Source organism: Burkholderia sp. BCC1047, from assembly GCF_902833155.1.
Classification (GTDB): domain Bacteria; phylum Pseudomonadota; class Gammaproteobacteria; order Burkholderiales; family Burkholderiaceae; genus Burkholderia; species Burkholderia sola.
The window spans coordinates 38364-64744 of record NZ_CADFEH010000041.1 but is presented as its reverse complement, the minus strand read 5'-3'; the positions used below and the strand labels follow the sequence as shown (position 1 = coordinate 64744).

The 26381-nt window shown below is 68.2% G+C and carries 20 protein-coding genes; 9 read left to right on the top strand and 11 right to left on the bottom strand.

Annotation, left to right across the window (positions count from 1 at the left end; translation table 11 throughout):
• The 5 genes from HWX55_RS30970 to grpE form a co-directional block, all read right to left on the bottom strand.
• Complete coding sequence (locus HWX55_RS30970; RefSeq protein ID WP_175978468.1) at positions 1–1926, bottom strand: bifunctional anthranilate synthase component I family protein/class IV aminotransferase; 1926 nt, start codon at positions 1924–1926, stop codon at positions 1–3.
• Between the two features lie 4 nt (positions 1927–1930).
• Positions 1931–3067: a molecular chaperone DnaJ gene (gene dnaJ, locus HWX55_RS30965; protein WP_175978467.1), complete on the bottom strand. Its 1137-nt coding sequence runs from the start codon at positions 3065–3067 to the stop codon at positions 1931–1933.
• 253 nt (positions 3068–3320) lie between these two features.
• Positions 3321–5264: a molecular chaperone DnaK gene (gene dnaK, locus HWX55_RS30960; RefSeq protein WP_124675895.1), complete on the bottom strand. Its 1944-nt coding sequence runs from the start codon at positions 5262–5264 to the stop codon at positions 3321–3323.
• Between the two features lie 162 nt (positions 5265–5426).
• Positions 5427–5849, bottom strand: coding sequence for a thioredoxin family protein (locus HWX55_RS30955; protein WP_175978466.1), 423 nt, complete (start codon positions 5847–5849; stop codon positions 5427–5429).
• Positions 5850–5859: 10 nt separating this feature from the next.
• Positions 5860–6405, bottom strand: a complete 546-nt coding sequence (gene grpE / locus HWX55_RS30950; RefSeq protein WP_050011768.1) for a nucleotide exchange factor GrpE — start codon at positions 6403–6405, stop codon at positions 5860–5862.
• A gap of 352 nt (positions 6406–6757) precedes the next feature.
• Between grpE and HWX55_RS30945 the strand changes: the two genes are divergently transcribed.
• A complete protein-coding gene (locus HWX55_RS30945) occupies positions 6758–6919 on the top strand; it encodes a hypothetical protein (protein ID WP_006476841.1) in 162 nt (53 codons plus the stop codon).
• On the opposite strand, the gene HWX55_RS30940 is transcribed toward HWX55_RS30945, so the two are convergent.
• The 3 genes from HWX55_RS30940 to hrcA all read right to left on the bottom strand — a co-directional run bounded on the left by HWX55_RS30940 (position 6891) and on the right by hrcA (position 9656).
• Positions 6891–7298: an RNA-binding S4 domain-containing protein gene (locus tag HWX55_RS30940; protein ID WP_043189537.1), complete on the bottom strand. Its 408-nt coding sequence runs from the start codon at positions 7296–7298 to the stop codon at positions 6891–6893. The genes HWX55_RS30945 and HWX55_RS30940 overlap by 29 nt on opposite strands.
• 129 nt (positions 7299–7427) lie before the next feature.
• On the bottom strand, positions 7428–8492 hold the full coding sequence (gene hemH, locus HWX55_RS30935) for a ferrochelatase (RefSeq protein WP_175978465.1): 1065 nt from the start codon (positions 8490–8492) through the stop codon (positions 7428–7430).
• 141 nt (positions 8493–8633) lie between these two features.
• The gene (gene hrcA / locus HWX55_RS30930; RefSeq protein WP_011544637.1) at positions 8634–9656 is read right to left on the bottom strand and encodes a heat-inducible transcriptional repressor HrcA; all 1023 of its coding nucleotides are present in this window, start codon (positions 9654–9656) and stop codon (positions 8634–8636) included.
• Between the two features lie 131 nt (positions 9657–9787).
• On the opposite strand from hrcA, the gene HWX55_RS30925 reads away from it, so the two are divergent.
• Complete coding sequence (locus tag HWX55_RS30925; protein ID WP_050011770.1) at positions 9788–10690, top strand: NAD kinase; 903 nt, start codon at positions 9788–9790, stop codon at positions 10688–10690.
• A gap of 19 nt (positions 10691–10709) precedes the next feature.
• Positions 10710–12359: a DNA repair protein RecN gene (gene recN / locus HWX55_RS30920; protein WP_175978464.1), complete on the top strand. Its 1650-nt coding sequence runs from the start codon at positions 10710–10712 to the stop codon at positions 12357–12359.
• Between the two features lie 125 nt (positions 12360–12484).
• On the opposite strand, the gene glnE is transcribed toward recN, so the two are convergent.
• Entirely contained in the window at positions 12485–15286 is a 2802-nt protein-coding gene (glnE, locus tag HWX55_RS30915; RefSeq protein WP_175978463.1) for a bifunctional [glutamate--ammonia ligase]-adenylyl-L-tyrosine phosphorylase/[glutamate--ammonia-ligase] adenylyltransferase, read from the bottom strand.
• Between the two features lie 230 nt (positions 15287–15516).
• On the opposite strand from glnE, the gene HWX55_RS30910 reads away from it, so the two are divergent.
• The 6 genes from HWX55_RS30910 to HWX55_RS30885 all read left to right on the top strand — a co-directional run bounded on the left by HWX55_RS30910 (position 15517) and on the right by HWX55_RS30885 (position 24406).
• Positions 15517–19716 (top strand): AsmA-like C-terminal region-containing protein, encoded by a 4200-nt coding sequence (locus HWX55_RS30910; RefSeq protein ID WP_175978462.1) that lies wholly within the window; start codon positions 15517–15519, stop codon positions 19714–19716.
• 60 nt (positions 19717–19776) lie between these two features.
• A complete protein-coding gene (locus HWX55_RS30905; RefSeq protein ID WP_175978461.1) occupies positions 19777–20604 on the top strand; it encodes a carbon-nitrogen hydrolase family protein in 828 nt (275 codons plus the stop codon).
• A gap of 84 nt (positions 20605–20688) precedes the next feature.
• Positions 20689–22155, top strand: a complete 1467-nt coding sequence (gene tldD, locus HWX55_RS30900) for a metalloprotease TldD (RefSeq protein ID WP_175882188.1) — start codon at positions 20689–20691, stop codon at positions 22153–22155.
• Between the two features lie 398 nt (positions 22156–22553).
• Positions 22554–23627 (top strand): 3-deoxy-7-phosphoheptulonate synthase AroG, encoded by a 1074-nt coding sequence (gene aroG, locus HWX55_RS30895; protein ID WP_050011777.1) that lies wholly within the window; start codon positions 22554–22556, stop codon positions 23625–23627.
• Positions 23628–23750: 123 nt separating this feature from the next.
• Complete coding sequence (locus tag HWX55_RS30890) at positions 23751–24020, top strand: type II toxin-antitoxin system Phd/YefM family antitoxin (RefSeq protein WP_175978460.1); 270 nt, start codon at positions 23751–23753, stop codon at positions 24018–24020.
• Complete coding sequence (locus HWX55_RS30885) at positions 24017–24406, top strand: type II toxin-antitoxin system VapC family toxin (protein WP_069616701.1); 390 nt, start codon at positions 24017–24019, stop codon at positions 24404–24406. The genes HWX55_RS30890 and HWX55_RS30885 overlap by 4 nt, the downstream gene beginning before the upstream one ends.
• Positions 24407–24498: 92 nt before the next feature.
• Here HWX55_RS30885 and hmpA read toward each other — a convergent pair whose 3' ends face one another.
• Positions 24499–25707 (bottom strand): NO-inducible flavohemoprotein, encoded by a 1209-nt coding sequence (hmpA, locus tag HWX55_RS30880; RefSeq protein WP_175978459.1) that lies wholly within the window; start codon positions 25705–25707, stop codon positions 24499–24501.
• A gap of 95 nt (positions 25708–25802) precedes the next feature.
• Complete coding sequence (locus tag HWX55_RS30875) at positions 25803–26354, bottom strand: cob(I)yrinic acid a,c-diamide adenosyltransferase (RefSeq protein WP_175978458.1); 552 nt, start codon at positions 26352–26354, stop codon at positions 25803–25805.
• Between the last annotated feature and the right edge of the window lie 27 nt (positions 26355–26381).

Genomic DNA, 26381 nt, shown 5'->3' with positions numbered 1-26381 from the left:
TCAGGCCGGTGCGCCGCCGTGAATCAACCGCGCTGCCATCGGCCCGCGCAACGCATTGCAGATCATCAGCTCGTCGGCGTTCAGCACATCGTCGAGCGTCAGCACACGCTCTTTGGCGCCTACTGCCGGATCGTCGAGTAGCACACCGCGCATCACGCCCGGCAGCACGCCGCACGACAACGGTGGCGTCACCCACACACCGTCCAGTTTCACGAACACGTTCGAGCGCCCGCCTTCCGTCACCTCGCCACGCTCGTTGACGAACAGCATGTCGAACCCGCCGAGCGCCTCCGCCGCCTGCCACGCGCGGTCGTATTCGGCTCGGCGCGTGGTCTTGTGCAGCAGCAGTGCGTCGTCGGTGCGCGTCGGCGCGAAGCCGTGCTCGGCTGCCAGCAGCACGCCGACCGGCCCCGCCGGCAGCGGCTTGAGCGGCGCCGCGATGATCTCGATCGTACCGTCCTTCGCCAGCGCGAGCTTCATCCGGTACGCGCCGTCGCCGTCGAGCGCCGCGCAGCGTGCGTCGATCTCCCGGCGTAGCGCGTCAGCGTCGAAACGGAAACCGAATGCGTCCGCGCTGCGTTGCAGCCGCGCGAGATGGCGATCGAGATGGCGGATGCCGTCCGTTCGCGTGGCGGCCGTCGTTTCGAACAACTGGAAGCCGGGGTCGGCGTCCGTCAGGAATCGCGCTTTCAATTGGCACTCCGCATATTCGTCGGCCGCGACGCTGTCGAGCACGATGCCCGCGCCGACGCCCATCGTGCCGCGTCGCCGGCCGGCTGCCGCGGTGGCGGTACCCGTGCCGTCCGTGTCATTGCTAGCGCCGTCCGCATCCAGCGTCAGCGTCCGAATCGCGACCGACAGGCAAAAATCGCCGCAACCGGCCGCGCCGTCGGGCGTTGCATCGCCCGCGTCTTCCTTCGGCGCATCGAGCCAGCCGATCGCGCCGGTATAGAGCCCGCGCGGCGTCGACTCGATCGCGTCGATCAACTGCATCGTCTTGTACTTCGGCGCGCCCGTGATCGATCCGCAAGGGAACAGCGCGCGCAGCATCTGCGCGAACGTCGTGCCGTCGCGCCAGCCGGCCTCGACCGTCGACGTCATCTGCCACACCGACGCATACGGCTCGACCGAGAACAGCGCCGGCACCTTGACGCTGCCCGTGCGCGCGATCCGCGACACGTCGTTGCGCAGCAGGTCGACGATCATCACGTTTTCCGCGCGGTTCTTCGGATCGTTCGCGAGGAACGCGGCGGCGGCCGCATCTTCGCGCGGATCGGCCGAACGCGGTGCGGTGCCCTTCATCGGCCGCGCACGCAGTACATCGCCGTGCTTCTCGACGAACAGCTCCGGCGAGCACGATACGACCCATGCGCCGTCGGGCAGCGCGATCAGCGCGCCGTACCGCACCGGCTGGCGCGCGCGCAGCCGCCTGTACAGCGCGAGCGGCGTGCCGAACACGTCGAAATTCAGCCGGTACGTGTAATTGACCTGATACGAATCGCCCGCGCGCAGCGCGTCGTGCACCGCGGCGATCGCCGCGTCGAATGCGTCGCGCGACACGCTCTTCGCGACGTGCGCGACGCCCGCGATCGACGGCGGACCGCCGCCGTCCTGCTGCGCGAGCCATGCGTCGACGTCGTCGCGCGACAGCCGCTCGCAGTGCGCATACAGCAAAAAGCGCAGCGGGGCGGGGCCCGGCTGCGCTCGTTGCAGGTTGCGTCCGAATTCGTAATCGCCGACGACGACCGCATGCAGCCCGTCGCGCAGATCCTGCGCAACCGCCGCATCGATCGCGTCGAGCTGCGCCGGGTCCGTGCACACGCGTTCGCGCACGAAGCCCGAATACAAACGACTCGACCGCGCGGACGCGGTCGAGTCGCAATCGTCCAAGAGCGCGAACGACGCGCTCTCGTTGCCTTCAGTCATGCCATTACTCGAAGAAGCTCTTCACACGGTCGAACCAGCTCTTGCTCTGCGGGCTGTGACGCGCGCCGCCCTCGGCCAGCGACTTCTCGAACTGCTTGAGCAGGTCGCGCTGGGTGTCGGTCAGCTTCACGGGCGTCTCGACCTGCACGTGCACGTACAGATCGCCCGCGATGCTCGAACGCAGCCCCTTGATGCCCTTGCCGCGCAGGCGGAACGTCTTGCCCGACTGCGTGCCTTCCGGCACCGGGAACGACGCACGGCCGGCCAGCGTCGGCACCTCGATCTCGCCGCCGAGTGCGGCGGTCGTGAACGGAATCGGCATCTGGCAGTGGAGATCGTCGCCGTCGCGCTCGAACACCGCGTGCGGCTTGATGTGGATCTCGACGTACAGGTCGCCCGGCGGCCCGCCGTTGATGCCCGGCTCGCCGTTGCCGGCCGAGCGGATCCGCATCCCGTCGTCGATCCCGGCCGGGATCTTCACTTCGAGCGTCTTGGTTTCCTTCACCTTGCCCGACCCGTGGCAATGCGCGCACGGCTCGGGGATGTAGGTACCCGTGCCATGGCACTTCGGGCAGGTCTGCTGGATGCTGAAAAAGCCCTGCGACATGCGCACCGTGCCCTGGCCGTGACAGGTGGGGCAGGTTTCCGGCTTCGTGCCGGGCTTCGCGCCCGACCCGTGGCAGACTTCGCACGACACCCAGCTCGGCACGCGAATCTGCGTGTCGTAGCCGTGCGCGGCCTGCTCGAGCGTGATTTCCATGCTGTAGCGCAGGTCGGCGCCGCGGTACACCTGCGGGCCGCCGCGGCCGCCGCGGGCGGCGCCGCCCGCGGCCTGACCGAAGATGTCGCCGAAGATGTCGCCAAATGCATCCGCGAAGCCGCCGAAGCCTTGTGCACCCGCACCGCCCATGTTCGGATCGACGCCCGCGTGGCCGTACTGGTCGTACGCGGCCCGCTTCTGACCATCCGACAGCATTTCATAGGCTTCCTTCGCCTCCTTGAAATGCTCTTCCGCATCCTTGCTGTCCGGATTGCGGTCAGGGTGGTACTTCATCGCAAGCTTGCGATATGCCTTCTTGATTTCGTCGTCGCTCGCATTCTTCGCGACGCCCAGAACCTCGTAGTAATCCCGTTTCGCCATATCGATTCACTGTGCCGCCACGCATCGCGCACGCGGCGGCTCCTTTCGCCCGCAGTAAAGTCTCTCGACTCGTCTGGCGCTGCACCGTCCGCGGACGGCTCGCGCAGCACCCGCCAAAAAACAAATGTGCCCGGAGGGCCGCGAAGCCCGCCAGGCGTGGAGTCGATCCGGCCATCCGGAAGGAAAGACAGACCGCTGTTCAGCCGCGCCGCGCGCGTGTCGCGCGCGGCGTGCGGTGCCATGGCAACCCGGCTTAGTCCTTCTTCACTTCCTTGAACTCGGCGTCGACGACGTCGTCGGCAGCCTGTTGCGCACCACCCGCATGAGCCGCGCCTTCCGTCGCACCGGCCGCACCCGCCTGCTGGGCCTGCATGTCGGCGTACATCTTCTCGCCGAGCTTCTGCGAGACCTTGCCGAGCTCCTCGACCTTCGCGTCGAGCGCCGCCTTGTCGGCCGACGTGTCCTTCAGCGCGTCCTCGAGCGACTTCAGCGCCGCTTCGATCGCTTCCTTCTCGCCCGCGTCCAGCTTGTCGCCGTACTCGGTCAGCGCCTTCTTCGTGCTGTGGACCAGCGCGTCGCCCTGGTTGCGCGAATCGGCCAGCTCGCGCAGCTTGTGGTCTTCCGCTGCGTTCGCTTCCGCGTCCTTGATCATCTGGTCGATTTCAGCCTCGGACAGGCCCGAGTTCGCCTTGATCGTGATCTTGTTTTCCTTGCCGGTCGCCTTGTCCTTCGCGCCGACGTGCAGGATGCCGTTCGCGTCGATGTCGAAGGTCACTTCGATCTGCGGCACGCCGCGCGGTGCCGGCGGGATGCCTTCGAGGTTGAACTCGCCGAGCAGCTTGTTGCCCGCCGCCATTTCGCGTTCGCCCTGGAACACCTTGATCGTCACGGCGCCCTGGTTGTCGTCGGCCGTCGAGTACACCTGAGCGTGCTTCGTCGGGATCGTGGTGTTCTTGTTGATCATCTTCGTCATCACGCCGCCGAGCGTCTCGATACCGAGCGACAGCGGGGTCACGTCGAGCAGCAGCACGTCCTTGCGGTCGCCCGACAGCACCTGGCCCTGGATCGCCGCGCCGACCGCGACGGCTTCGTCCGGGTTCACGTCACGGCGCGGATCCTTGCCGAAGAACTCCTTCACCTTCTCCATGACCTTCGGCATGCGCGTCTGGCCGCCGACCAGGATCACGTCGTCGATGTCCGACACCTTGACGCCTGCGTCCTTGATCGCGATGCGGCACGGTTCGATCGTGCGCTCGACGAGGTCTTCCACCAGCGCTTCCAGCTTCGCGCGGGTGATCTTCAGGTTCAAGTGCTTCGGACCCGACGCGTCCGCCGTGATGTACGGCAGGTTGATTTCGGTCTGCTGGCCCGACGACAGCTCGATCTTCGCCTTTTCGGCGGCTTCCTTCAGGCGCTGCAGCGCGAGCACGTCCTTCGACAGGTCGACGCCCTGCTCCTTCTTGAACTCGCCGATGATGTAATCGATGATGCGCTGGTCGAAGTCTTCGCCGCCGAGGAACGTGTCGCCGTTGGTCGACAGCACTTCGAACTGCATTTCGCCGTCGACGTCCGCGATCTCGATGATCGACACGTCGAACGTGCCGCCGCCGAGGTCATACACGGCGATCTTGCGGTCGCCCTTCTCGACCTTGTCGAGACCGAACGCGAGTGCGGCCGCCGTCGGCTCGTTGATGATCCGCTTGACTTCGAGGCCCGCGATGCGGCCGGCGTCCTTGGTCGCCTGGCGCTGGCTGTCGTTGAAGTACGCCGGCACCGTGATCACGGCTTCCGTGACCGGCTCGCCGAGGTAGTCTTCGGCCGTCTTCTTCATCTTGCGCAGCACTTCGGCCGACACTTGCGGCGGCGCGAGCTTTTCGCCGTGCGCCTCGACCCATGCATCGCCGTTGTCGGCCTTGATGATCGAGTACGGCATCAGGCCGATGTCCTTCTGGACTTCCTTCTCTTCGAAGCGGCGGCCGATCAGGCGCTTCACCGCGAACAGCGTGTTCTTCGGGTTGGTCACCGACTGACGCTTGGCCGGCGCGCCGACCAGCACTTCGTTGTCGTCCATGTACGCGATGATCGACGGCGTGGTGCGCGTGCCTTCCGAGTTCTCGATGACCTTGACCTGGTTGCCTTCCATGATCGCGACGCACGAGTTCGTGGTGCCGAGGTCAATACCGATGATCTTTCCCATTTTTTCCTAATCTCCAGAAATGCTTGTTTGCTGCACGAAACCCCGCGTTTTCGGGCGGTTTCGCACGCCAGAATTCAACTCTGTTCCCGAAATGCGTCCGTCCGATCCGTTTTCAAGACCCGACGAGCGATGCGGATATTAAATTTTTTCAATCGCCGCCGGCTAGCGGATCGCACCCGACGGATCGCCGCCCGACGGATCGCCGCCCGACACGATCTTCACGCGTGCGGCCGCGACGGCCGCCTGGAACTGGGCGAGGCCATGCCAGCCCGTCGCGCGGCCCAGCCGCTTGCCGCGATGGAAGAAGAACCACGTCGGCACGCCGTGCAATCCGAAGCGGCGCCCCAGCTCATGATGTTCGTACACGTTGCAATGGAACCACTTCAGGTCCAGCGCGCGGATCGCGTCAGGCTGCGCGAGCATCGCCTTCTTCGCGATCTCGCAGTTGAAGCAGTCGACGCCCCAGAAGAACACCACGGCCAGCGCATCGCCCGCGCCGTCGATGGCCGCGTCGAACGTGCCGGCGTCGAGCGCCTGCATGTCGAACGCGTCGAACGCGGCCGGATCGACGCCGGCGGGCACCATCTCCGCTGCCTTACTTCGGCTGCGCGACGGTGACGAGCGCCGGGCGCAGCACGCGGTCGGCGATCATGTAGCCCTTTTGCAGCACCGTGACGACGGTGTTCGGCTCCTGCTCGGCCGGCACCATCGAAATGGCCTGGTGCTGATGCGGATCGAACTTCTCGCCGACGGGGTTGATCGCGACGACGCGGCCCTTCTCGAGCGCGCTCGTCAGCTGGCGCAGCGTCAGCTCGACGCCTTCGCGCACCTTCGCGATATCGCCGGAGGTGTCGCCGACCGCCGCTTCCAGGCTGTCCAGCACGGGCAGCAGGTGTTCCGCGAAGCTCTCGATCGCGAACTTGTGCGCCTTCGACACGTCGTCCTGCGCGCGGCGGCGCACGTTCTCGGTCTCGGCCTTCGCCCGCAGGAAGCTTTCCTGGAGCTCGGCGACCTTGGCTTGAGCCTCCGCGAGCGCCGCGTCGGCGGCTTCGGCGGCGGGTGCGGCGCCTTGCGCCGCCTGCTTCTCGCTGCCGATGTCTTCGGCCGATTGGGTAGCCGGATTCTCTTGCGTGTTTTCCATGTCGCTGAAAGTCGATTAGAGGTTGAAGCCAAATCGGCGACCGCCGGACGTATACCCGGCGGCACCGCACATTACTGGTGCAAGTAAGGGCGAAAACTACGGTTTCAAGAGGGTCATTCGCCGGCATTCGCCAATGCCGCGAAACAACCGGGCGTTTCCGGGTGCAGGCGTCGCATAGTCCGCCGGATGGGGCGAAACGGCCTGTAACAACGCTTACCCGGCAAGTACTAGCTCCGCACAGGCCGGCTGCACTACACTCCATTCAAGCGTCGGAAAGCGTGTTTACCCCTAGCTGACCGTCGCGTGACATCCACCTGGCGCCGTTTTCACCCTTGTTCTCGAGGGGAGTACCGTGAAACTGACCTTTGCGATATCGGTGGTCGCGCTGGTACTCATCGCCGGCACCACCACCATCTGCCTGTCGGGAGCCGTCACCGATCGCACGACCGAATACGGAAGCGCACGGGCGACGTTCGACCAGATGTTCAGCTCCCACCAGAAAATCTGTCGATGATGCGCCGGTCGCGTTTCGTCGGCCGCCCGTGCAGCTCGGCCGCCGGCTCGCGATACGTGCGGCGCCGCTCCAGTTCGGCGAGCCGCGCGGCCCGCCCCGCTTCCGTCTCCGCGTAGAGCGTCTGCGCGACGCTCGCGGGCCCGCGCACGTCGCACACGCCCAGCACGGCAATGTGCCAGACGATGCCGTCGATCGCAATCTCGACCTCGTCGCCCACCCGCACGTCCTTCGCCGGCTTCACCGCCGCGCCGCCGATCTTCACGTGTCCCTTGTCGACCGCATCGGTCGCGAGCGAGCGCGTCTTGAAGAACCGGGCCGCCCACAGCCATTTGTCGATGCGCAGCTTCGCGCCCGGCTCCGTGGAAATTTTGTAGTTCATGTCGGCCTCCGCCGGGTCGCCCCAAGGAGGGCGTAGCAGGGAATTCGCCGGGCATCGGTCTGCGCCTGCGTAGCCGGCCGGCTTATCGCCCCGTCGGACGAACGTAGCGAGCGTGGGGATCGTTCCATCTCAGCCTACCGTTTCGGGCTGCGCGGCCTTGACCGGCCAGCCCTGCAGATTCTCCGCGACGATCTCGCCGAGCGCGCCGATCCACGCGGACGCGCCGTTCAGGCACGGAATCCGGTGGAAGGTCTTGCCGCCGCCGGCGAGGAATTCGTCGCGCACTTCCATGCCGATTTCCTCGATCGTCTCCAGGCAATCGGCCGTGAAGCCGGGACAGAACACGTCGGCCCGCCGCACGCCGGCCTCGCCGAACTCGCGCAGCGTCGGCGCGGTGTACGGCTGCAGCCATTCGGCCTTGCCGAAGCGCGACTGGAACGTGATGCGGCATTCGGTGCCCGACAGCCCGAGCGCGGCCATCAGCAACGCGCCCGTCTGCTGGCACTGCTCGTGATACGGGTCGCCGAGATCGAGCGTGCGCTTCGGCACGCCGTGGAAACTCAGCACGAGTTTGTCGCCGGCCGCGAAATCGGGCCGGCCGTGCTGCGCCCAGTACTGGCGCACCTGCTCGGCCAGCGCATGGATATAGGCCGGATGGTCGGCGTAGTGCCGCACCGTGCGCACTTCCGGCTGATTGCGCATGCGCGCGAGCGCGGCGAACGCGGCATCGAACGCGGTGGCCGTGGTCGACGCCGAGTATTGCGGATACATCGGCATCAGCAGCACGCGCTCGACGCCCGCGCGCTTGAACTGCGCGAGCGCGTGCGCAAGGTTCGGGCTGCCGTAGCGCATCGCGTAGTCGACCATCACGTGATAGCCGTTCGACACGAGCAGGTGCCGCACGCTGTCGGTCTGGCGCTCGGTGTACACGCGCAGCGGCGAACCCTCGGGCATCCAGACGGCCGCGTATTTCTTCGCGGACGCACGGCCGCGCAGTGGCAGGATCACCGTGCGCAGCAGCACCTGCCAGACGGCCTGCGGGATTTCGACGACCCGCGGATCGGACAGGAATTCGGCCAGGTAACGCCGCACCGCGCGCGGCGTGGGCGCGTCGGGCGTGCCGAGATTGATCAGCAGCACACCGACGCGATGGGCGGCCGCGATGCTCGAAGGCGGCTCAAGATCGAAACGCATGGGCAAGAACGTGCTCGGGGCACGGGACCGGACGGCCCTCAATTATAGCGGGCCGTCCCGCTCGGGTCGGCTGGCCGTTCGGCCGACTGGCGGCGCGCACGGTGCCTCGGCACGATGGCGGGACGGCGTCGGCCGCCGCGGTTACTGCTGGCTCAGCGTGAGCGACAGCAGCCGCGCGGTGATGTCGACGATCGGAATCACGCGGTTGTACGCCATCCGGGTCGGGCCGATCACGCCGAGCGTGCCGACGATCTGCCCGTTCACCTCGTACGGCGCGGTGACGACGCTCATTTCCTCGATCGGCACGAGCGTCGATTCGCCGCCGATGAAGATCTGCACGCCCTGGGCGTGGCTCGACACGTCGAGCAACTGCAGGAGGCCCGTCTTTTGGTCGAATACGTCGAACAGCTTGCGCAGCCGCGCCATGTCGGACGAAAGATCCGCCACTTCGAGCAGGTTGCGCTCGCCGGAAATCAGCACGGTGTCCTCGGTGTCGGGCACCTCGGTGCTGGCCGTCACGGCCGCGTGCATCAGCGTCGTCATGTCGCCGCGCAGCTGGTCGATCTCGTCGCGCAGGCGGCGGCGCACCTCGTCGAACGACAGGCCGGCGAAATGCGCATTGATGTAGTTGGACGCCTCGGTCAGCTGCGACGGCGAATAGTCGCGCGGCGTCGCGAGCATGCGGTTCTGCACGTCGCCCTCGGGCGTGACGATGATCAGCAGGATGCGCTTGTCGGACAGGCGCATGAACTCGATCTGCTTGAACACGTGGCTGCGGCGCGGCGTCAGCACGACGCCCGCGAACTGCGACAGGTTCGACAGCACGCTCGCGGCGGCGGCGACCACCCGCTGCTGCGGTTCGCCCGCCTGCAGCGTGTTCTGCACCTGGCGCGCGACGGCCTCGGCGTCGATCGGCGCCTCGACCGTCAGCATCGTATCGACGAACAGCCGGTAGCCGCGCGGCGTCGGCACCCGGCCGGCCGACGTGTGCGGGCTCGACACGAGGCCGAGCTCCTCCAGGTCGGACATCACGTTGCGGATCGTCGCCGGGCTCAGCTCGAGCCCGGAGTAACGGGACAACGTGCGCGATCCGACCGGCTGACCGTCGGCGATATACCGTTCGATCAGGGTTTTCAGGAGGGTTCGTGCGCGAGGATCTAGCATGGTGGAAAATTTTAGCGCAACCGCGCCACCGCGGCGAGTGGCGTCAACTACCGTTGCGCGGGCCAGCCCGATCCGGCCCCGTCGGCGTACAGCCGGTTCTTTTCGTCCACGAGCTATGGTGTAATGCCGGCATGAAAACCGGTAATCAGTTCAGTACTGTCGCGCTCGTCGGCCGGAGCAACACGCCCGGCATCGCCGAACCGCTCGCCACGCTGGCGGACAGCATCGCCAGGCTCGGCTTCGAGGTCGTCTTCGAAGGCGATACCGCGCGCGAAATCGGCATCGCCGGCTACCCGGCGCTCACCCCGGCCGAAATTGGGGCGCGAGCGGACGTGGCGATCGTGCTCGGCGGCGACGGCACGATGCTCGGCATCGGCCGCCAGCTCGCGCCATACCGGACTCCGCTGATCGGGATCAACCACGGCCGGCTCGGCTTCATCACCGACATCGCGGCATCCGACATGCACGCGCTCGTCCCCGTGCTGCTGGCCGGCAAGTTCGAGCGCGAGGAGCGCTCGCTGCTCGAGGCGCGGATCATGCGCGACGGCGAACCGATCTACCACGCGCTCGCGTTCAACGACGTCGTCGTGAACCGCAGCGGCTTCTCCGGGATGGTCGAGCTGCGCGCGTCGGTCGACGGCCGCTACATGTACAACCAGCGTTCGGACGGCCTGATCGTCGCGACGCCCACCGGCTCGACCGCGTATGCGCTGTCGTCGGCCGGCCCGATCCTCCATCCGCAGCTGGCGGGCATCGTGCTCGTGCCGATCGCGCCGCACGCGCTGTCGAACCGGCCGATCGTGCTGCCCGACGATTCGAAGATCGCGATCCAGATCGTCGGCGGCCGCGACGTCAACGTGAACTTCGACATGCAGTCGTTCACGTCGCTCGAGCTGAACGATACGATCGAGGTGCGCCGCTCGAAGCACACGGTGCCGTTCCTGCACCCGATCGGCTACAGCTACTTCACGACGCTGCGCAAGAAGCTGCACTGGAACGAACACGCATCGAACGAAGACGACAAGGCGTCCTGACGCCGCTGCCCCCGACACCATGCTCCGCCACCTCTCGATCCGCGACTTCGTCATCGTCGCCGCGCTCGATCTCGAATTCGACAGCGGCTTTTCCGTCTTTTCCGGCGAAACCGGCGCCGGCAAATCGATCCTGATCGACGCGCTCGCGCTCGCGCTCGGCGAACGTGCCGACGCGAGCGTCGTGCGCACCGGCTGCAGCCGCGCCGACATCACCGCCGAATTCACGCCGCACGACCGCGTCGCGCGCTGGCTGGACGAACACGCGTTCGACGCCGAGGACACCGTGATGCTGCGCCGCGTGATCGACGCGAACGGCCGCTCGCGGGCATTCATCAACGGCACCAGCGCGACGCTCGCGCAACTGCGCGAACTCGGCGAGATGCTCGTCGACATCCACGGCCAGCACGCGCACCAGTTGCTGATGCGGCCCGACGCGCAGCGCGAGCTGTTCGACACGCACGCGGGGCTCGTCGCCGATGCCGCGAACGTCGCGCGCGCGTGGCGCGTGTGGCGCGACGCGACGCAGGCGATCGACGCCGCGAAGGCGCACGAGCGCGAACTGCAGCTCGAACGCGAAAAGCTCGCGTGGCAGCTCGCCGAACTCGACAAGCTCGCGCCGCAAGCCGGCGAATGGGACGAAGTCAGCAACGAACACAAGCGCCTGTCGCATTCGGCGAACCTGATCGAAGGCGTGCGCGGCGCGCTCAACGCGCTGTCCGAATCCGACGACGCGATGCTCGCGCAGCTCGGCGCGATCGTGTCGAAACTGCGCAGCCTGGCCGACTACGACACCGCGCTCGGCGACGCGCTCGCGTCTCTGGAGCCGGCCGAGATCCAGTTGCAGGAAGCCGTCTATTCGCTGTCGCACTATGCGCAGCGCGTCGATCTCGATCCGGAGCGGCTCGCGCAGGTCGAAACGCGCCTCGACGCGCTGCACTCGACCGCCCGCAAGTTCCGGCTACCGCCCGACACGCTGCACGAAGAGCATGCGGCGCGCCGCGCGCAGCTCGCCGCGCTCGACGCGGCCGCCGATCTCGGCGCGCTCGAAGCCGCGCAGGCGAAGGCGCGGGAAGCCTATCTCGCCGACGCCAAACGCCTGTCGAAGGCGCGCGCGCAGGCTGCCAAGGCGCTCGGCACGGCCGTCACGGCCGGCATGCAGGAACTGTCGATGGCGGGCGGCAGCTTCGAAGTCGCGCTCGTGCCGCTCGCCGACGGCGGCCCGCACGGGCTCGAGCAGATCGAATTCCGCGTGGCCGGCCACCCGGGCGTGCCGCTGCGGCCGCTCGCGAAAGTCGCGTCGGGCGGCGAACTCGCACGGATCAGCCTCGCGCTCGCGGTGATCGCCAGCGCGGCGAGCCCGACGCCGACGCTGATCTTCGACGAAGTCGATACGGGGATCGGCGGCGGCGTCGCCGAAGTGGTCGGCCGCCTGCTGCACCAGCTCGGGCGCGACCGCCAGGTATTGTGCGTGACGCACCTGCCGCAGGTCGCCGCACGCGGCGACCATCATTTCCAGGTGGCGAAAGGCGCCGACGAGCGCGGCGGCACCGTGTCGTCGGTCATCCCGCTCGACAAGGCGAGCCGCGTCGAGGAAGTCGCGCGGATGCTCGGCGGGCTCGAAATCACGGCTACCACGCGCAAGCACGCGAGGGAAATGCTGGCGGCCTGACGCTGGCACCCAACGGCGGAATACAAAAAGACCGGCGCACGCGCCGGTCTTTTTTGCGAGAAGCGGCCGCCCGATCGCGCCCGCCCCCCGCCCGTCGATTCGAACACTCGCCTCAAACACCCCACTCAAACACCCGTTTCAACCGCCCCGAACACGCGCGCCCACAGCGCCGTCACGGCCGCCCGCTCGTCGGCCACCACGGCCGGATCGACGCGCGCCTTCTCCATCCCGTCGAGCCGCAGCTTGTGCTGCAGCTTCCGGTACGTGCGGTACGCCGCGCCGACGCGCTCGGCCTCGTCCTCGCCCATCAGCCCGAAGCGCGCGACCTCGCGCAGCAGCGCGATATTGCCGGTATTGCGGATCAGCTCGGCGTCGCTCGACGCATGCAGCAGCACCCAGTACTGGACGATGAACTCGATGTCGACCATTCCGCCGCGGTCGTGCTTCAGGTCAAACAGGTCGGTCTGGTTCGGATGGCCGGCGAACACCTTGCCGCGCATGTCGACGATCTCCTTCGCGAGTACGGCCCCGTCGCGCGGCGTCGTCAGCACCTGCTGGCGGATCGCCTCGAAATCCGCGCCGATCTGCGCGTCGCCCGCGCTGTAGCGGGCGCGCGTCAGCGCCTGGTGCTCCCACACCCACGCGGTGTTCGCCGCATCGCCCTCGCGCAGCTGATAGCGGCGGAACGCATCGAGATCGGTGACGAGCAGCCCAGCCTCGCCGTTCGGCCGCAGCCGCAGGTCGATGTCGAACAGCGCGCCCGCGCCGGTCGCGGTCGTGAGCCACGTGATCAGGCGCCGTGTAAACGTGGTGTAGACGTCCGCCGAACGCTCGTCCGGGTCGTCGTACAGGAAGATCAGGTCGAGATCCGACGCATAGCCGAGCTCCTTGCCGCCCAGCTTGCCGTATGCGATCACCGCGAACTTCGGCACGTCGCGATGGCGCTTCGCGAGTTGCGACCACACGACTTCGATCGTCACGTCGAGCACCGCGTCGGCCAGCTCGGACAACCGGTCGCTCACGTGCTCGACCGACAGTTGCCCGGCCAGGTCGATCAGCAGGATCCGGAACACCTCCGCGTGCTGCGCGTGGCGCAGCAGGTCCATCTGCTGCTCGGGGCCGTCGGCGGCCGCGAGCCGCGCGCGCAGCGCATCCTTGAACGCGGGCCAGTCGAACGGGCTCGCGATCGCCTCGTCGTCGAGCAATTCGTCGAGCAGTTGCGGGTGGCGGATCAGGTAGCCGCCGCCCCAGCGCGTCGCGCCGAGCACCGACAGCACGCGGTCGAGTGCGGCCGGATATTCGGTCAGCAGCGCGAGATAGACGCCGCGCCGGCTGACCGTCTCGAGCAGGTCGAACAGGCGCACGATCGTGTCGTCGCGGCGCGCGGCGTCGATCTTCGGCGCGGCGTCGAGCGCCCGCTGCGCGACGCTGTCGAAGCGCTGCCGGCTCTTTTCCGGCAACCCGGTGTAGCGTGACGATTGCCAGATCGCGCGCAGCCGCGCGAGCACCGCGGCCGGATCGGCGAAGCCCAGGCCGTCGAGGCGCGCGACCAGCGCGTCGTCCTCGCCGTCGTCGGCCAGCGCGCCGCTCCAGATCCACGCGGCTGCCGTGTCGTCGCCGGCCGCGCAGGGCCCGCCGTTCGCCTTGTCGGCGAAAATCTGGTCGAACTGCGCTTCGACGAACGTGCGGTGGCCGTCCAGCACCGTCATCAGCGCCGCGTAGTCGGCAAAACCGAGCGACGCGGCCAGCGCCGCGCGCTCGTCGGGCTCGACCGGCATCGCGTGCGTCTGCGCGTCGTTGCGGTACTGCAGCCGATGCTCGAGCGTGCGCAGGAAGTTATAAGCATCGGCCAGGCGCGCGCGCACGTCGTCGCCGATCAGCCCGCGCGCCTGCGCATGCCGCAGCACCGCGAGCGTCGGCCGCACGCGGAATCCCGCATCCTGGCCACCGCGGATCAACTGGAACACCTGTGCGCTGAACTCGATCTCGCGAATCCCGCCGCGCCCGAGCTTGATGTCGTCGGCCTTGTCGGGCCGCATCGACGCGCGCCGCGCGGCTTCGTGCCGGATCTGCTGATGCAGCGAACGGATCGCGCCGATCACGCCGAAATCGAGATAGCGACGGTAGACGAACGGCTTGACGATCGATTCGAGCTGCGCCGCGAGCCGCTGCGCCGCGTCGCTGTCGCCTTCCGACACGAGCCGCCCCTTGATCCACGCATAGCGCTCCCACTCGCGCCCCTGCACGTAGAAATATTCCTCGAGCATGCCGATGCTGCAGACGAGCGGCCCCGAATCGCCGTTCGGACGCAGCCGCATGTCGACGCGAAACACGTAGCCGTCGGCCGTGACCTCGGACAGCACGCCGATCAGGCGCCGGCCGAGCCGTGTGAAGTACTCCTGGGTGGACAGCGGCGAACGCGTGCCGCCGGTGGTCTCGCCGTCGTCCTCGTACACGAAGATCAGGTCGATGTCCGACGACACGTTCAGCTCGCGGCCGCCGAGCTTGCCCATCCCGACCACGCCGAGCACGACGCGCTGGCCGTCGGCGCCGCGCGGCTCGCCGTACAGCGCCTCCAGCTCGGCCGACAGCAGCGCGAGCGAGCGCTGCACGGCCACTTCGGCGAGATCGGTCATCGCGCCCGTGACCTCGGCGACATCCGCCAGCCCGCGCAGGTCGCGCTCCGCGACCGCGCCGAACGCCTCGGCGCGCAACTGCCGCAGCGCGCGCTTCAGTTGCTCGTCGCCCGGCGCGGCGGTGCCGGCCGGCGTCGCGAGCAGCGCGGTGAGGCGCGCGTCGAGCTGCGCGCGGCCGAGCGGCGCGGCCGCCCACGCGGCGATCTGCTCGGCCAGCGCGGGCCGCGCGGCCGCCGCGCGGGCAAGGTAGCGGGAATAGGACGTGCTGATCAGGGCGGAAGCGTCGGTCATCGAGAAGCGGGCCTGGCGAAAAGGCCGGCGGCAGCGGGCCGGCGCATGCGCGCCCCGCTGCCGCCGGCCCCATGGACTCGGCGCGGCGTCGCCGGACGCGCGTGCGCCCGTCGCGACACCGCGCGCCGGAAAGCCCGTGCCGTGCTGCCTCCAACGGCCGCCGGCACGAACCCGTGTGATACATTTCAACGTCAGTCTGCAAAACTACCATATCGCCGCCCGTCCGCCGCATGTCCGACCGTCAGGAATCCGCCGTAGCTGCGCCCGAAGCGGGACCTCCGAAGCACGATCATCCGGTCCTGCGTCGCGTGTTCAGGGTGACGCTGGCAGTCGGGATCGGCACCTACTTCGTCGCGGCCGGCGCCTTCCTCGGGCTGCGCTACGTGCTGCTGCCCCGCATCGACGAATTCCGCCCGCGCATCGAGCGCGCGGTGTCCGACAAGCTCCATGCGCAGCTTTCGATCGGCAAGCTTTCCCCGAACTGGTCCGGCATGCAGCCGGGCGTCGAACTCACGAACCTGACGATCCGCGGCCGCGACGGCAAGGTCGCGCTGTCGGTGCCCCATGCGACGGCCGCGCTGTCGTGGATGTCGCTGCTGCGGCTGTCGCCCGCGCTGTCGAGCCTGATCGTCGACCAGCCCGACCTCGTCGTCGCGCGGGCGGCCGACGGCTCGCTGAGCGTGGCAGGGGTCGGCGTCGCGACCACCCACGGCGGCAACGACACGTTCGGCACCTGGCTGCTGAAGCAGGAGGCGATCGTGCTGCGCGGCGGCACGCTGCGCTGGCGCGACGCGCAGCACGACGCGCCGGAGCTCGTGCTGGCGGGCATCCGGCTCGCGGTGCTCAACGACGGCCGCGTGCACAAGGCCGCGCTGCAGGCGCCCGCGAACGGCACGCTGCTGCTCGGCCCGCTCGATTTCCGCGCGCGCTTCAAGCACAAGCCGCTCGCGCCGATCGGCAAGCCGGCGAACTGGACCGGCGACGCGTACCTGTCGACCGGCCCCGTCGACCTGCAGACGCTCACGCGCTATCTCGACGTGCCGCTCACGATCCACGCGGGCCGGATCGACAACGCGATCTGGGCGACCTTCGGCGACGGCCATCTGCGCTCGGCGGGCGGCGACCTGCAAGGCGCCGACGTCGCGCTGCGCGTGCGCCCGACGCAGCCGCGGCTCGACGTGCCGACGGTCGGCTTCGGCTGGGACGTGGTGCTCGATGCGGGTCACGACTACACGCTGCACCTGACGCGCTTCAATGCGGAGCTCGGCCAGCCGCCGCTGCCGGACGGCACGCCGCTCGCCCGCTCGCTCGCGCTGTCGACGCTGACGGCGCGCTACCGCGTGCCGACCGCGAACCAGGGGCAACTGCTCAGCGTGGTCGGCGACCGCGTCGATCTCGGCATCCTCAGCGAATTCATCCGCGGGCTGCCGCTGCCGGCGCGCCTGCGCAACGAGCTGATCAAGATCGACCCGCGCGGGATGGTGTCGAACTATCACATCGAGGTCGAGCGCGCGAAACCCGCGCACGCCGATCTCGCCGACGAGGAGCGGCGCATGGGTGCCGCGCCGATCGTCCGCTACCGCTTCCTCGGCGATCTGCAAGGCATCAGCTTCGCCGCGCAGGAGCCGCCGCCCGGGCTCTCGCCGCGCGGCCACCCGCGCGCCGGCTGGCCGGGCGTCGAGAACCTGTGGGGCCGCGTCGATGCGAACGAGACGGGCGGCGCCGCGCATTTCGACACGGTCCACGCGGCCGTCACCGTGCCCGGCGAATTCGACGAGCCGCGCCTGACGTTCGACCGGCTGCGCGGCAACGCCAAATGGACGATCACGCCCGCGCCGGGCGACAAGCACGCGCGCGTCGACGTGTCGCTGCCCGACCTGTTCGTGTCGAACCCCGACGCCGAAATCGCGGTGTCGGGCTCGTACACGAACCCCGGCCACGGCCGCGGCTCGCTCGACCTGCGTGCCGATTTCGCGCGCGCATCGGTCGCGCGCATTCCGCGCTACCTGCCGACCGGGATGTCCGAGCACCTGCGCGACTATCTCGGCCACGCACTGCAGGACGGCAACGTGACCAAGGGCGCGTCGATCGTCGCGCGCGGCCCGCTCGAGAAATTCCCGTTCGAACACGAGCCGGACGCCGGCGTGTTCCACATCGTCGCGCCGTTCACCGGCGGCCGCTTCGAGCCGACGCCGTACCCGCCGCGCAAGCTCGCGAACGGCACGCCGAGCGTCTGGCCGGCGCTCGACGGGATCGACGGCGTGTTCGAGCTCGCGCAGAACAAGCTGCGCTTCGACATCGCGCGCGCGCGTTACAAGCGCGTCACGCTGACGAAGGTCGCGGGCCGCATCGACGATCTCGGCAATCCGTCGCACTCGCCGCTGATCATCGACGGCCATGCGCAAGGCCCGCTCGCCGACCTGATCGACTATGCGGACAACAGCTCGCTCGGCACGATGAGCAACCATATCGGCCAGCGGATCGACGCGCAGGGCCCCGCGTCGCTCGCGCTCAAGATCACGATTCCGCAGCACGTCCCCCATCCGCACACGCACGTCGAAGGTGCGCTCGCGTTCGGCGGCAACACGCTGTCGACCCGCGGCGTGCCGCCGCTGTCGGCCCTGCGCGGCAGCGTCCGCTTCACCGAGGCCGGCGCATCGCTGCACGACCTGTCGGGGCGCTTCCTCGGCGGCCCGGTGCACGCGAACGGCACCTTCCGGTCGCACGGCCCGTACGCGGTGGACGTCGACGGCCGGCTCGCGCTCGACGCCGCGCGCGGCCTGAACCTGCACGGCGCGGCCGCCGCGCTGCTCGAACACGTGGTCGGCGACGCGCCGTACAAGATCGCGGTGCGCGGCGCGCCGGGCCGCCTGCCCGACGTCAGCGCGCAATCCGACCTGACGGGCGTGGCGCTGAACTTCCCGGCGCCGTTCGCGAAACCGGCCGGCACGCCGATGCCGTTCCGCTTCACGCTGCAGCCGGCGCCGCAGGCGGACGGCAAACGCCTCGAACACGCCGACCTGACGCTCGGCCCCGTGACCGCGACCTACCTGCTCGACGCGACGCGCGGCCAGCCGCTGCGCGCGGTACGCGGCGCGATGGGCATCCACCGGATGCCCGACATGCCGCAGGACGGCGTGAGCGCGGCCGTCGACGTCAACGAGCTGGACGCCGACGCGTGGCTGGCCCTCGCCCACACGCTGAAGCCCGACACGCCGCGCGCGCCGGAACCGCCGGCGGCACCGCGCGTCGATTTCGCGAGCTTCGCGCCGAAGCGCTTCGCGTTCCATTTCGGCACGCTGAAACTGCTCAAGCGCAACTGGGAAAACGTGATCGTCGGCGCGTCGCACGTCGACGACCTGTGGCAGGCGAACATCGCGTCGAACCAGGTGTCGGGCTACCTGTCGTGGGCGCCGGGCGGCGGCCACAACGGCGCGGGCGTGCTCAACGCGCGACTCGCGAAGCTCGTCGTGCCGCAGAGTGCGCAGCACGACCTCGTCGGCCGCGCGATGAACCTGCCGACGCCGACCGACCGCCCGATACCGTCGATCGACCTGATCGTCGACCAGGTCGTCGCGCGCGATCACGACATCGGCCGGCTCGTCGTCAACGCGCGCAACATCGACGAGGACGGCACGCCCGTGTGGCAGCTCGACAAGCTGGAGCTGTCGAACCCGGCCGCGAAGCTGACGGCTACCGGCAACTGGCGCACGTCGCGCCGCGCGCTCGCCCGCGGCGCCGACGAAATCGATGCGCCGCGCCGCACCGTGTTCGACTTCAAGCTCGACATCGACAACGCGGGCGCGCTGCTCGACCGCGTCGGCCTGCCGCGCACGCTCGCGGACGGTCACGGCTCGGTCACCGGCAAGGTCGGCTGGCGCGGCGGCCCGACCGCGCTCGACTTTCCGTCGCTCGGCGGCCAGGTCGCGGTCGACCTCGAGCACGGGAAGATCCTGAAGGTCGACCCGGGCGCGGCCAAACTGCTCGGCGTGCTGAGCCTGCAGAGCCTCGCGCGCTTCCTGACGCTGAACTTCCGCGACGTGGTCGGCAAGGGGCTGCCGTTCGACAAGATCGCCGGTACCGGCCGGATTTCGAACGGGATCGCGCGCACCGACGACTTCTCGATGATGACGGGCCCCGCGAACGTCACCGTGCGCGGCGCGGTCGATCTCGGCGCCGAGACGCAGGATCTGCATGCGCACGTCGCGCCGAAGATCAGCGCGGGCGCGGCCGCGATCGGGGCCGCCGTCATCAATCCGCTGCTCGGCATCGGCGTGCTGGCCGCGAACTACGCGCTGTCCGAGACGCTGTCGCACGCGTTCGCGCTCGACTACGCGATCACCGGCTCGTGGGCGCACCCGCACATCGAGCGGGTGCGGAGCGATCAGGGTAAGATGAATCACGGTCCGGCCGATGCATCGAGCCATTGAGCGCGCATCGACCCGCAGGGGCCCGGGCCGCACCCCATTTATGACGCAACCGATTCCGCGATGACCGACCACGCCCGTTCCGCCACGCCCTTCCAGGTCGCCGCGCTGCAGATGGTGAGCGCGCCGGACGTCACGCGCAATCTCGCCGAAGCGCGCCGCCTGATCGCGGAAGCCGCCGGCGAAGGCGCGCAACTCGTGCTGCTGCCCGAATATTTCTGCTTCATGGGGCACCGCGACACCGACAAGCTCGCGCTCGCCGAACCGTACCGGGACGGCCCGATCCAGCAATTCCTCGCCGACGCCGCGCGCCGCCACGGCATCTGGGTGATCGGCGGCACGCTGCCGCTGAAGGCGCCGGAACCCGACCGCGTGCTGAACACGACGCTCGTGTTCGATCCGTCCGGCAACGAGGCCGCGCGCTACGACAAGATCCACCTGTTCAACTTCGAGAAAGGCGACGAATCGTTCGACGAGGCGCGCACGATCCGCGCGGGCGACACGGTCGTCGCGTTCGACGCCCCGTTCGGGCAGGTCGGCCTGTCGGTCTGTTACGATCTCCGCTTTCCGGAGCTGTATCGCCGCATGGGCAACTGCGCGCTGATGGTCGTGCCGTCGGCGTTTACGTATACGACGGGCCGCGCGCACTGGGAAACGCTGCTGCGCGCGCGGGCCGTCGAGAACCAGTGCTACGTGCTCGCGGCCGCGCAGGGCGGCAAGCACGAGAACGGCCGGCGCACGTGGGGCCACAGCATGCTGATCGACCCGTGGGGCGAGATCGTCGCGGTGCGCGACGAGGGCGCGAGCGTCGTGCTCGGCGCGATCGATCCGCAACGCATCGCCGACGTACGCCAGAGCCTGCCCGCGTGGCGGCACCGCGTGCTGAGCTGAATCCGCCGCACCGCTTGAAACGCCGCGCGGCCCACCCATCTGCCCGGCAGCACCCGACAACTTTTTGAGAACCCCGATATCCGCATGAACATCATCGAACCCGGCATCCGCAACCTCGCGCTGGCGAAGGACATCCTGCTCACGCCGTACGGCCTCGACGAAAGCCTGCTCACGCGCACGATCGCCGACATCTTCACGCATCGCGTCGACTACGCGGACCTGTACTTCCAGGCGACCCGCAGCGAAGCGTGGAGCCTCGAGGAAGGCATCGTCAAATCGGGCAGCTTCAGCATCGACCAAGGCGTCGGCGTGCGCGCGGTCGCGGGCGACCGCACCGCGTTCGCGTACTCGGACGACCTGTCGCCCGAAGCGATCGCGCAAGCCGCCGCTGCGACCAAGGCGATCGCGGCGGCCGGCGGCGGCCGCCAGAAAATCAAGGCCGCGTCGTCGCTGACGGGCATCTCGGGCCGCGACCTGTACCTGCCGTCCGATCCGCTCGCGTCGCTCGACGCGACGGCCAAGGTCAAGCTGCTCGAGCGTATCGAGCAGATGGCGCGCGGCCGCGACCCGCGCGTCACGCAGGTGATGGCGGGCCTCGCCGGCGAATACGACGTCGTGCTGGTCGCGCGCAGCGACGGCGCGCTCGCGGCCGACATTCGCCCGCTCGTGCGCGTATCGGTCACGGTGATCGCCGAACAGAACGGCCGCCGCGAGATCGGCTCCGGCGGCGGCGGCGGCCGCTTCGACTACGGCTACTTCACCGATGACATCCTGTCGCGCTACGTCGACGACGCCGTGCACGCGGCGCTCGTGAACCTCGACGCGCGCCCCGCGCCGGCCGGCGCGATGACGGTCGTGCTCGGGCCGGGCTGGCCCGGCGTGCTGCTGCACGAGGCGATCGGCCACGGGCTCGAGGGCGACTTCAACCGCAAGGGCTCGTCCGCGTTCGCGGGCCGGATCGGCGAGCAGGTCGCCGCGAAGGGCGTGACCGTCGTCGACGACGGCACGCTGCCGAACCGCCGCGGCTCGCTGAACATCGACGACGAAGGCAATCCGACGCAGTGCACGACGCTGATCGAGGACGGCATCCTGAAGGGCTACATCCAGGACACGCTGAACGCGCGCCTGATGAAGATGCCGGTCACCGGCAACGCGCGGCGCGAGTCGTACGCGGCGCTGCCGATGCCGCGCATGACGAACACGTACATGCTGAACGGCGACAAGGATCCGCAGGAAATCATCGCGTCGGTGAAGAACGGCCTGTACGCGGTGAACTTCGGCGGCGGCCAAGTCGACATCACGAACGGCAAGTTCGTGTTCTCGGCGTCCGAGGCGTACATGATCGAGAACGGCAAGGTCACCTACCCGGTGAAGGGCGCGACGCTGATCGGCAGCGGCCCGGAATCGCTGAAGTACGTGAGCATGATCGGCAACGACATGTCGCTCGACACGGGCGTCGGCGTATGCGGCAAGGAAGGCCAGAGCGTGCCGGTCGGCGTCGGCCAGCCGACCCTGCGGATCGACAAGATGACGGTCGGCGGTACGGCATAACCGCATCGCGGCGCAGACAATCCGCGCATTTTGACGAAAACGCGCGGATTGTCCGCATTTTTGAACGACCCCGGTTGCCAGCGGCGCAGGGACCGGGTATAAATTCCGAATCAATTTTTTTGACGAGCCGAATTTCCGTCATGTCCGCCAAGTTTTACTTTTACTTTTTTTGGTATCTCAGACCGCTGGCGGATCGAGAGGGTTGATGGCGCGTAAAGCGCAACCGAAATTCCCGAAAAAACCGCCGGCGAACCCGGCGGTTTTTTTTCGCCCTTCGCCAGCCGGTCGCCACCGCAGCGGTCCCGCGGCCCCGACCGAAACCACTGAATTGCCCGAATTGATGAATCTGCCGCACGCGCACTGACCGAACGGCGCCCCGGAAAATGAGGAGAAACAGCATGCCCCCGCACAACACCGACGACGTCCGTATTCGCGAACTCAAGGAACTGACGCCGCCCGCCCACCTGATCCGCGAATTCGCGTGCTCCGAAGCCGCGTCCGAGCTGATCTACCACTCGCGCCAGTCGATGCACCGCATCCTGCACGGGATGGACGACCGGCTGATCGTCGTGATCGGGCCGTGCTCGATCCACGACACGAAGGCGGCGATCGAATACGCGGGCCGGCTCGTGAAGGAACGCGAGCGCTTCAACGGCGAGCTGGAAATCGTGATGCGCGTGTACTTCGAGAAGCCGCGCACGACGGTCGGCTGGAAGGGGCTCATCAACGATCCGCACCTCGACAACAGCTTCAAGATCAACGAAGGGCTGCGCACCGCGCGCGAGCTGCTGCTGCAAATCAACGAAATGGGGTTGCCGGCCGCGACCGAATACCTGGACATGATCAGCCCACAGTACATCGCCGACCTGATCTCGTGGGGCGCGATCGGCGCGCGCACGACCGAGTCGCAGGTGCACCGCGAGCTGGCATCGGGGCTGTCGTGCCCGGTCGGCTTCAAGAACGGCACCGACGGCAACGTGAAGATCGCCGTCGACGCGATCAAGGCCGCGTCGCAGCCGCACCATTTCCTGTCGGTGACGAAGGGCGGCCATTCGGCGATCGTGTCGACGGCCGGCAACGAGGACTGCCACGTGATCCTGCGCGGCGGCAAGACGCCGAACTACGACGCGGACAGCGTGAACGCGGCCTGCGCGGACATCGGCAAGGCCGGCCTCGCCGCGCGCCTGATGATCGACGCGAGCCACGCGAACAGCTCGAAGAAGCACGAGAACCAGATCCCGGTGTGCGCGGACATCGGCCGCCAGATCGCAGCCGGCGACGAGCGCATCGTCGGCGTGATGATCGAGTCGCACCTCGTCGAGGGCCGCCAGGACCTGAAGGAAGGTTGCGCGCTGACCTACGGCCAGAGCATCACCGATGCGTGCATCGCGTGGGACGACAGCGTGAAGGTGCTCGAAGGCCTCGCGGAATCGGTGAAGGCGCGCCGCGTCGCGCGCGGCAGCGGCAACTGAAGGACGCCGACAGGCTGACCGTATGGCCCCGCCTGTCGGCGAATTGGCCGTGCGGCCAGCGTGCGGTCGGCGGGTTGCTCTGCTAGACTAGCTAACATCATCTAGCTAATGAGGGGATCGGCCATGTCGACCGTCAACATGCACGATGCCAAGTCGCGGCTTTCCAGCCTCGTGGAAGCGCTTGAATCGGGGCGCGAAGCCGAAGTCGTGATCGCCCGCAATGGTCATCCGGTCGCCCGGCTCGTTCCGTACACCGCGCCGAAGCGGATCGGCGCAGCCCGTCAGTTGCTTGCCGGATTGAACATTCCGACAAGCGTCGACGCATTCAATGCCGGCGATGAATCGATCGCCGCCGACTTCGATGCCAGCTCGGACCAGGGGCTTGCGCCGTGAAATTGCTGCTCGATACGCACATCGCGCTGTGGGCGGCTGAAGGCGCGCCGCACCTTTCGGCAAAAGCGGCCGCATTGATCGAACATCCCCAGAACACGCTGTACGTCAGTGCCGCGTCGATTTGGGAAATCGCGATCAAATACCGCAAAGGCAATCTGCCCGTCCATCCGAGAGACGCACGTTCGGCATTTCGGCTTGCGGGTTTTGCAGAGTTGCCGATCAGCAGCGATCACGCCGAGGCAGTCGCGGCGTTGCCGGATTTCCCGGACCATGCCGATCCGTTCGACCGCATGATGGTCGCGCAGGCGCTGCACGAAGGCATGCCGCTCGTCAGTGCCGATCCGAAGGTGTGGCGCTACCATGCAACGCTGATGTTGCGCGCCTGAAGTCGCCCGCACGGCGCCGCAAGTAAAAAGCCCGGCTCGCGCCGGGCTTTGTCATTTCGTCGTTGCCTCGGCCGCAACCGGCCGTCAGATCCTTACTCGAGCGCGCCCGACCCAAAGATCTCGGTGTTCACGCGTTCAGGCGCGACGCCGAGCGCGACGAGCGCATCGCGCTGCGCCTTCATGAACGCGATCGGCCCGCAGATGTAGTAGTCGGCGTCCGGCACCAGCGCGTACTGCTGCACGCGCTCCGGCGTGAGGCGCCCTTCGAGGTCGTGATCGATGCCGGCACGATCGTTCGGGCCGACCACCTCGTACAGCACCGTACGCTTCACGTTCGCGTGCTCGCGGGCCGTGTCGTTCAGCCAGTCGCGGAACGCGTGCACCGCGCCCGAACGGCATGCATGGACGAACCGCACGTCGCGCGGGCTGCCTTCGGCGATCAGCGTCGACGCCATCGACATCATCGGCGTGATGCCGACGCCGCCCGAGATCAGCACGACCGGCGTATCCACGCCGCCCTTCAGCGAGAAATCGCCCATCGGCGCGGTCACCTCGACGATCGCCCCCTCTTCCACGCCATCGTGCATCAGCGTCGACACCTTGCCGGCCGGGATCGCGTCGGCCTTGCCGGCCTCGCGCTTCACCGAGATGCGCAGCCATTTGCCGTGCGGCGCGTCGGACAGGCTGTACTGGCGCGGCTGGTCGACGCCGAGATCGCCGACGAAGCGCTTCACCGTGATGTACTGGCCGGGCTCGAAGGTCGGCGCGTCGCCGCCGTCGGCGGGCGTCAGGTAGAACGACGTGATTTCGTCGCTTTCGCGCACCTTGCGCGCGACCTTGAACGGGCGGAAGCCGCTCCATGCGGCGCCTGCGTAAAGATCGGCCTCGGCGCCGATCAGGATTTGCGCGAGCTGGCCGTACGCGACGCGCCACGCTTCGAGCGTATCCGCATCGACTGCATCGCCGAGCACCTCGACGATCGACGCGAGCAGGTTCTCGCCAACGATCGGGTAATGCTCGGGGCGAATGTTCAGGCTCGCGTGCTTGTGGGAGATGCGCGACACCGCGCCGCCCAGCGCGCCGAGGTTGTCGATGTTCGCCGCATACGCATAGACGGCCTTCGCGAGCGTCTCCGGCTGGCTGCCGGTCTTCTGGTGCGTCTGGTTGAACAGGTTCTTCAGTTCCGGATGACGCGCGAACATGCGCTGATAGAAATGCTTCGTGATCGTCGCGCCGTGCTCGGCGAGGACGGGGGCGGTGGCCTTCACACGGGCCATCTGGTCAGCGGTGATGTGGGTCATGTTCGTTCTCCGTTAAACATGCGCATACGATACATGTTTAAAAACACGCGCCCCTCGGGCAAATTGTCGCAGTGCGCAAAAAGCGGGATGGCGCGTTAGCGGACGCGCTCGCGCTCCCACAGCACGTCGGCGCCGCCGCTGGCGCGGTTCAGCACGCGTGCCAGCACGAACAGCAGGTCGGACAGCCGGTTCACGTAACGCCGCGGCGCATCATTCAGCGTATCGGTGCGGCCGAGCGCGACGATCGCGCGCTCCGCGCGGCGGCACACGGTCCGGCAGACGTGTGCGAGCGACGCCGCACGCGAGCCGGCCGGCAGGATGAATTCCTTCAGCGGCGGCAGCGTCGCGTTGTAATCGGCGAGCCACTGGTCGAGGCGCGCGAGATGCGTATCGTCGAGCACCGCGTGGCCGGGGATGCACAGCTCGCCGCCGAGATCGAACAGGTCGTGCTGGATCGTGACGAGCGCGGTGCGCACGTCGTCCGGCAGCGGCTCGGCCAGCAGCACGCCGAGATTCGAGTTCAGTTCGTCGACGTCGCCGATCGCGGCGATCCGCGCGTCGTCCTTGCCGATGCGTCGTCCGTCGCCGAGCCCGGTGGTGCCGTCGTCGCCCGTGCGCGTCGCGATCTTGCTCAAGCGGTTGCCCATGCGAATGTCCTCTCGTGCGCGGCCGCG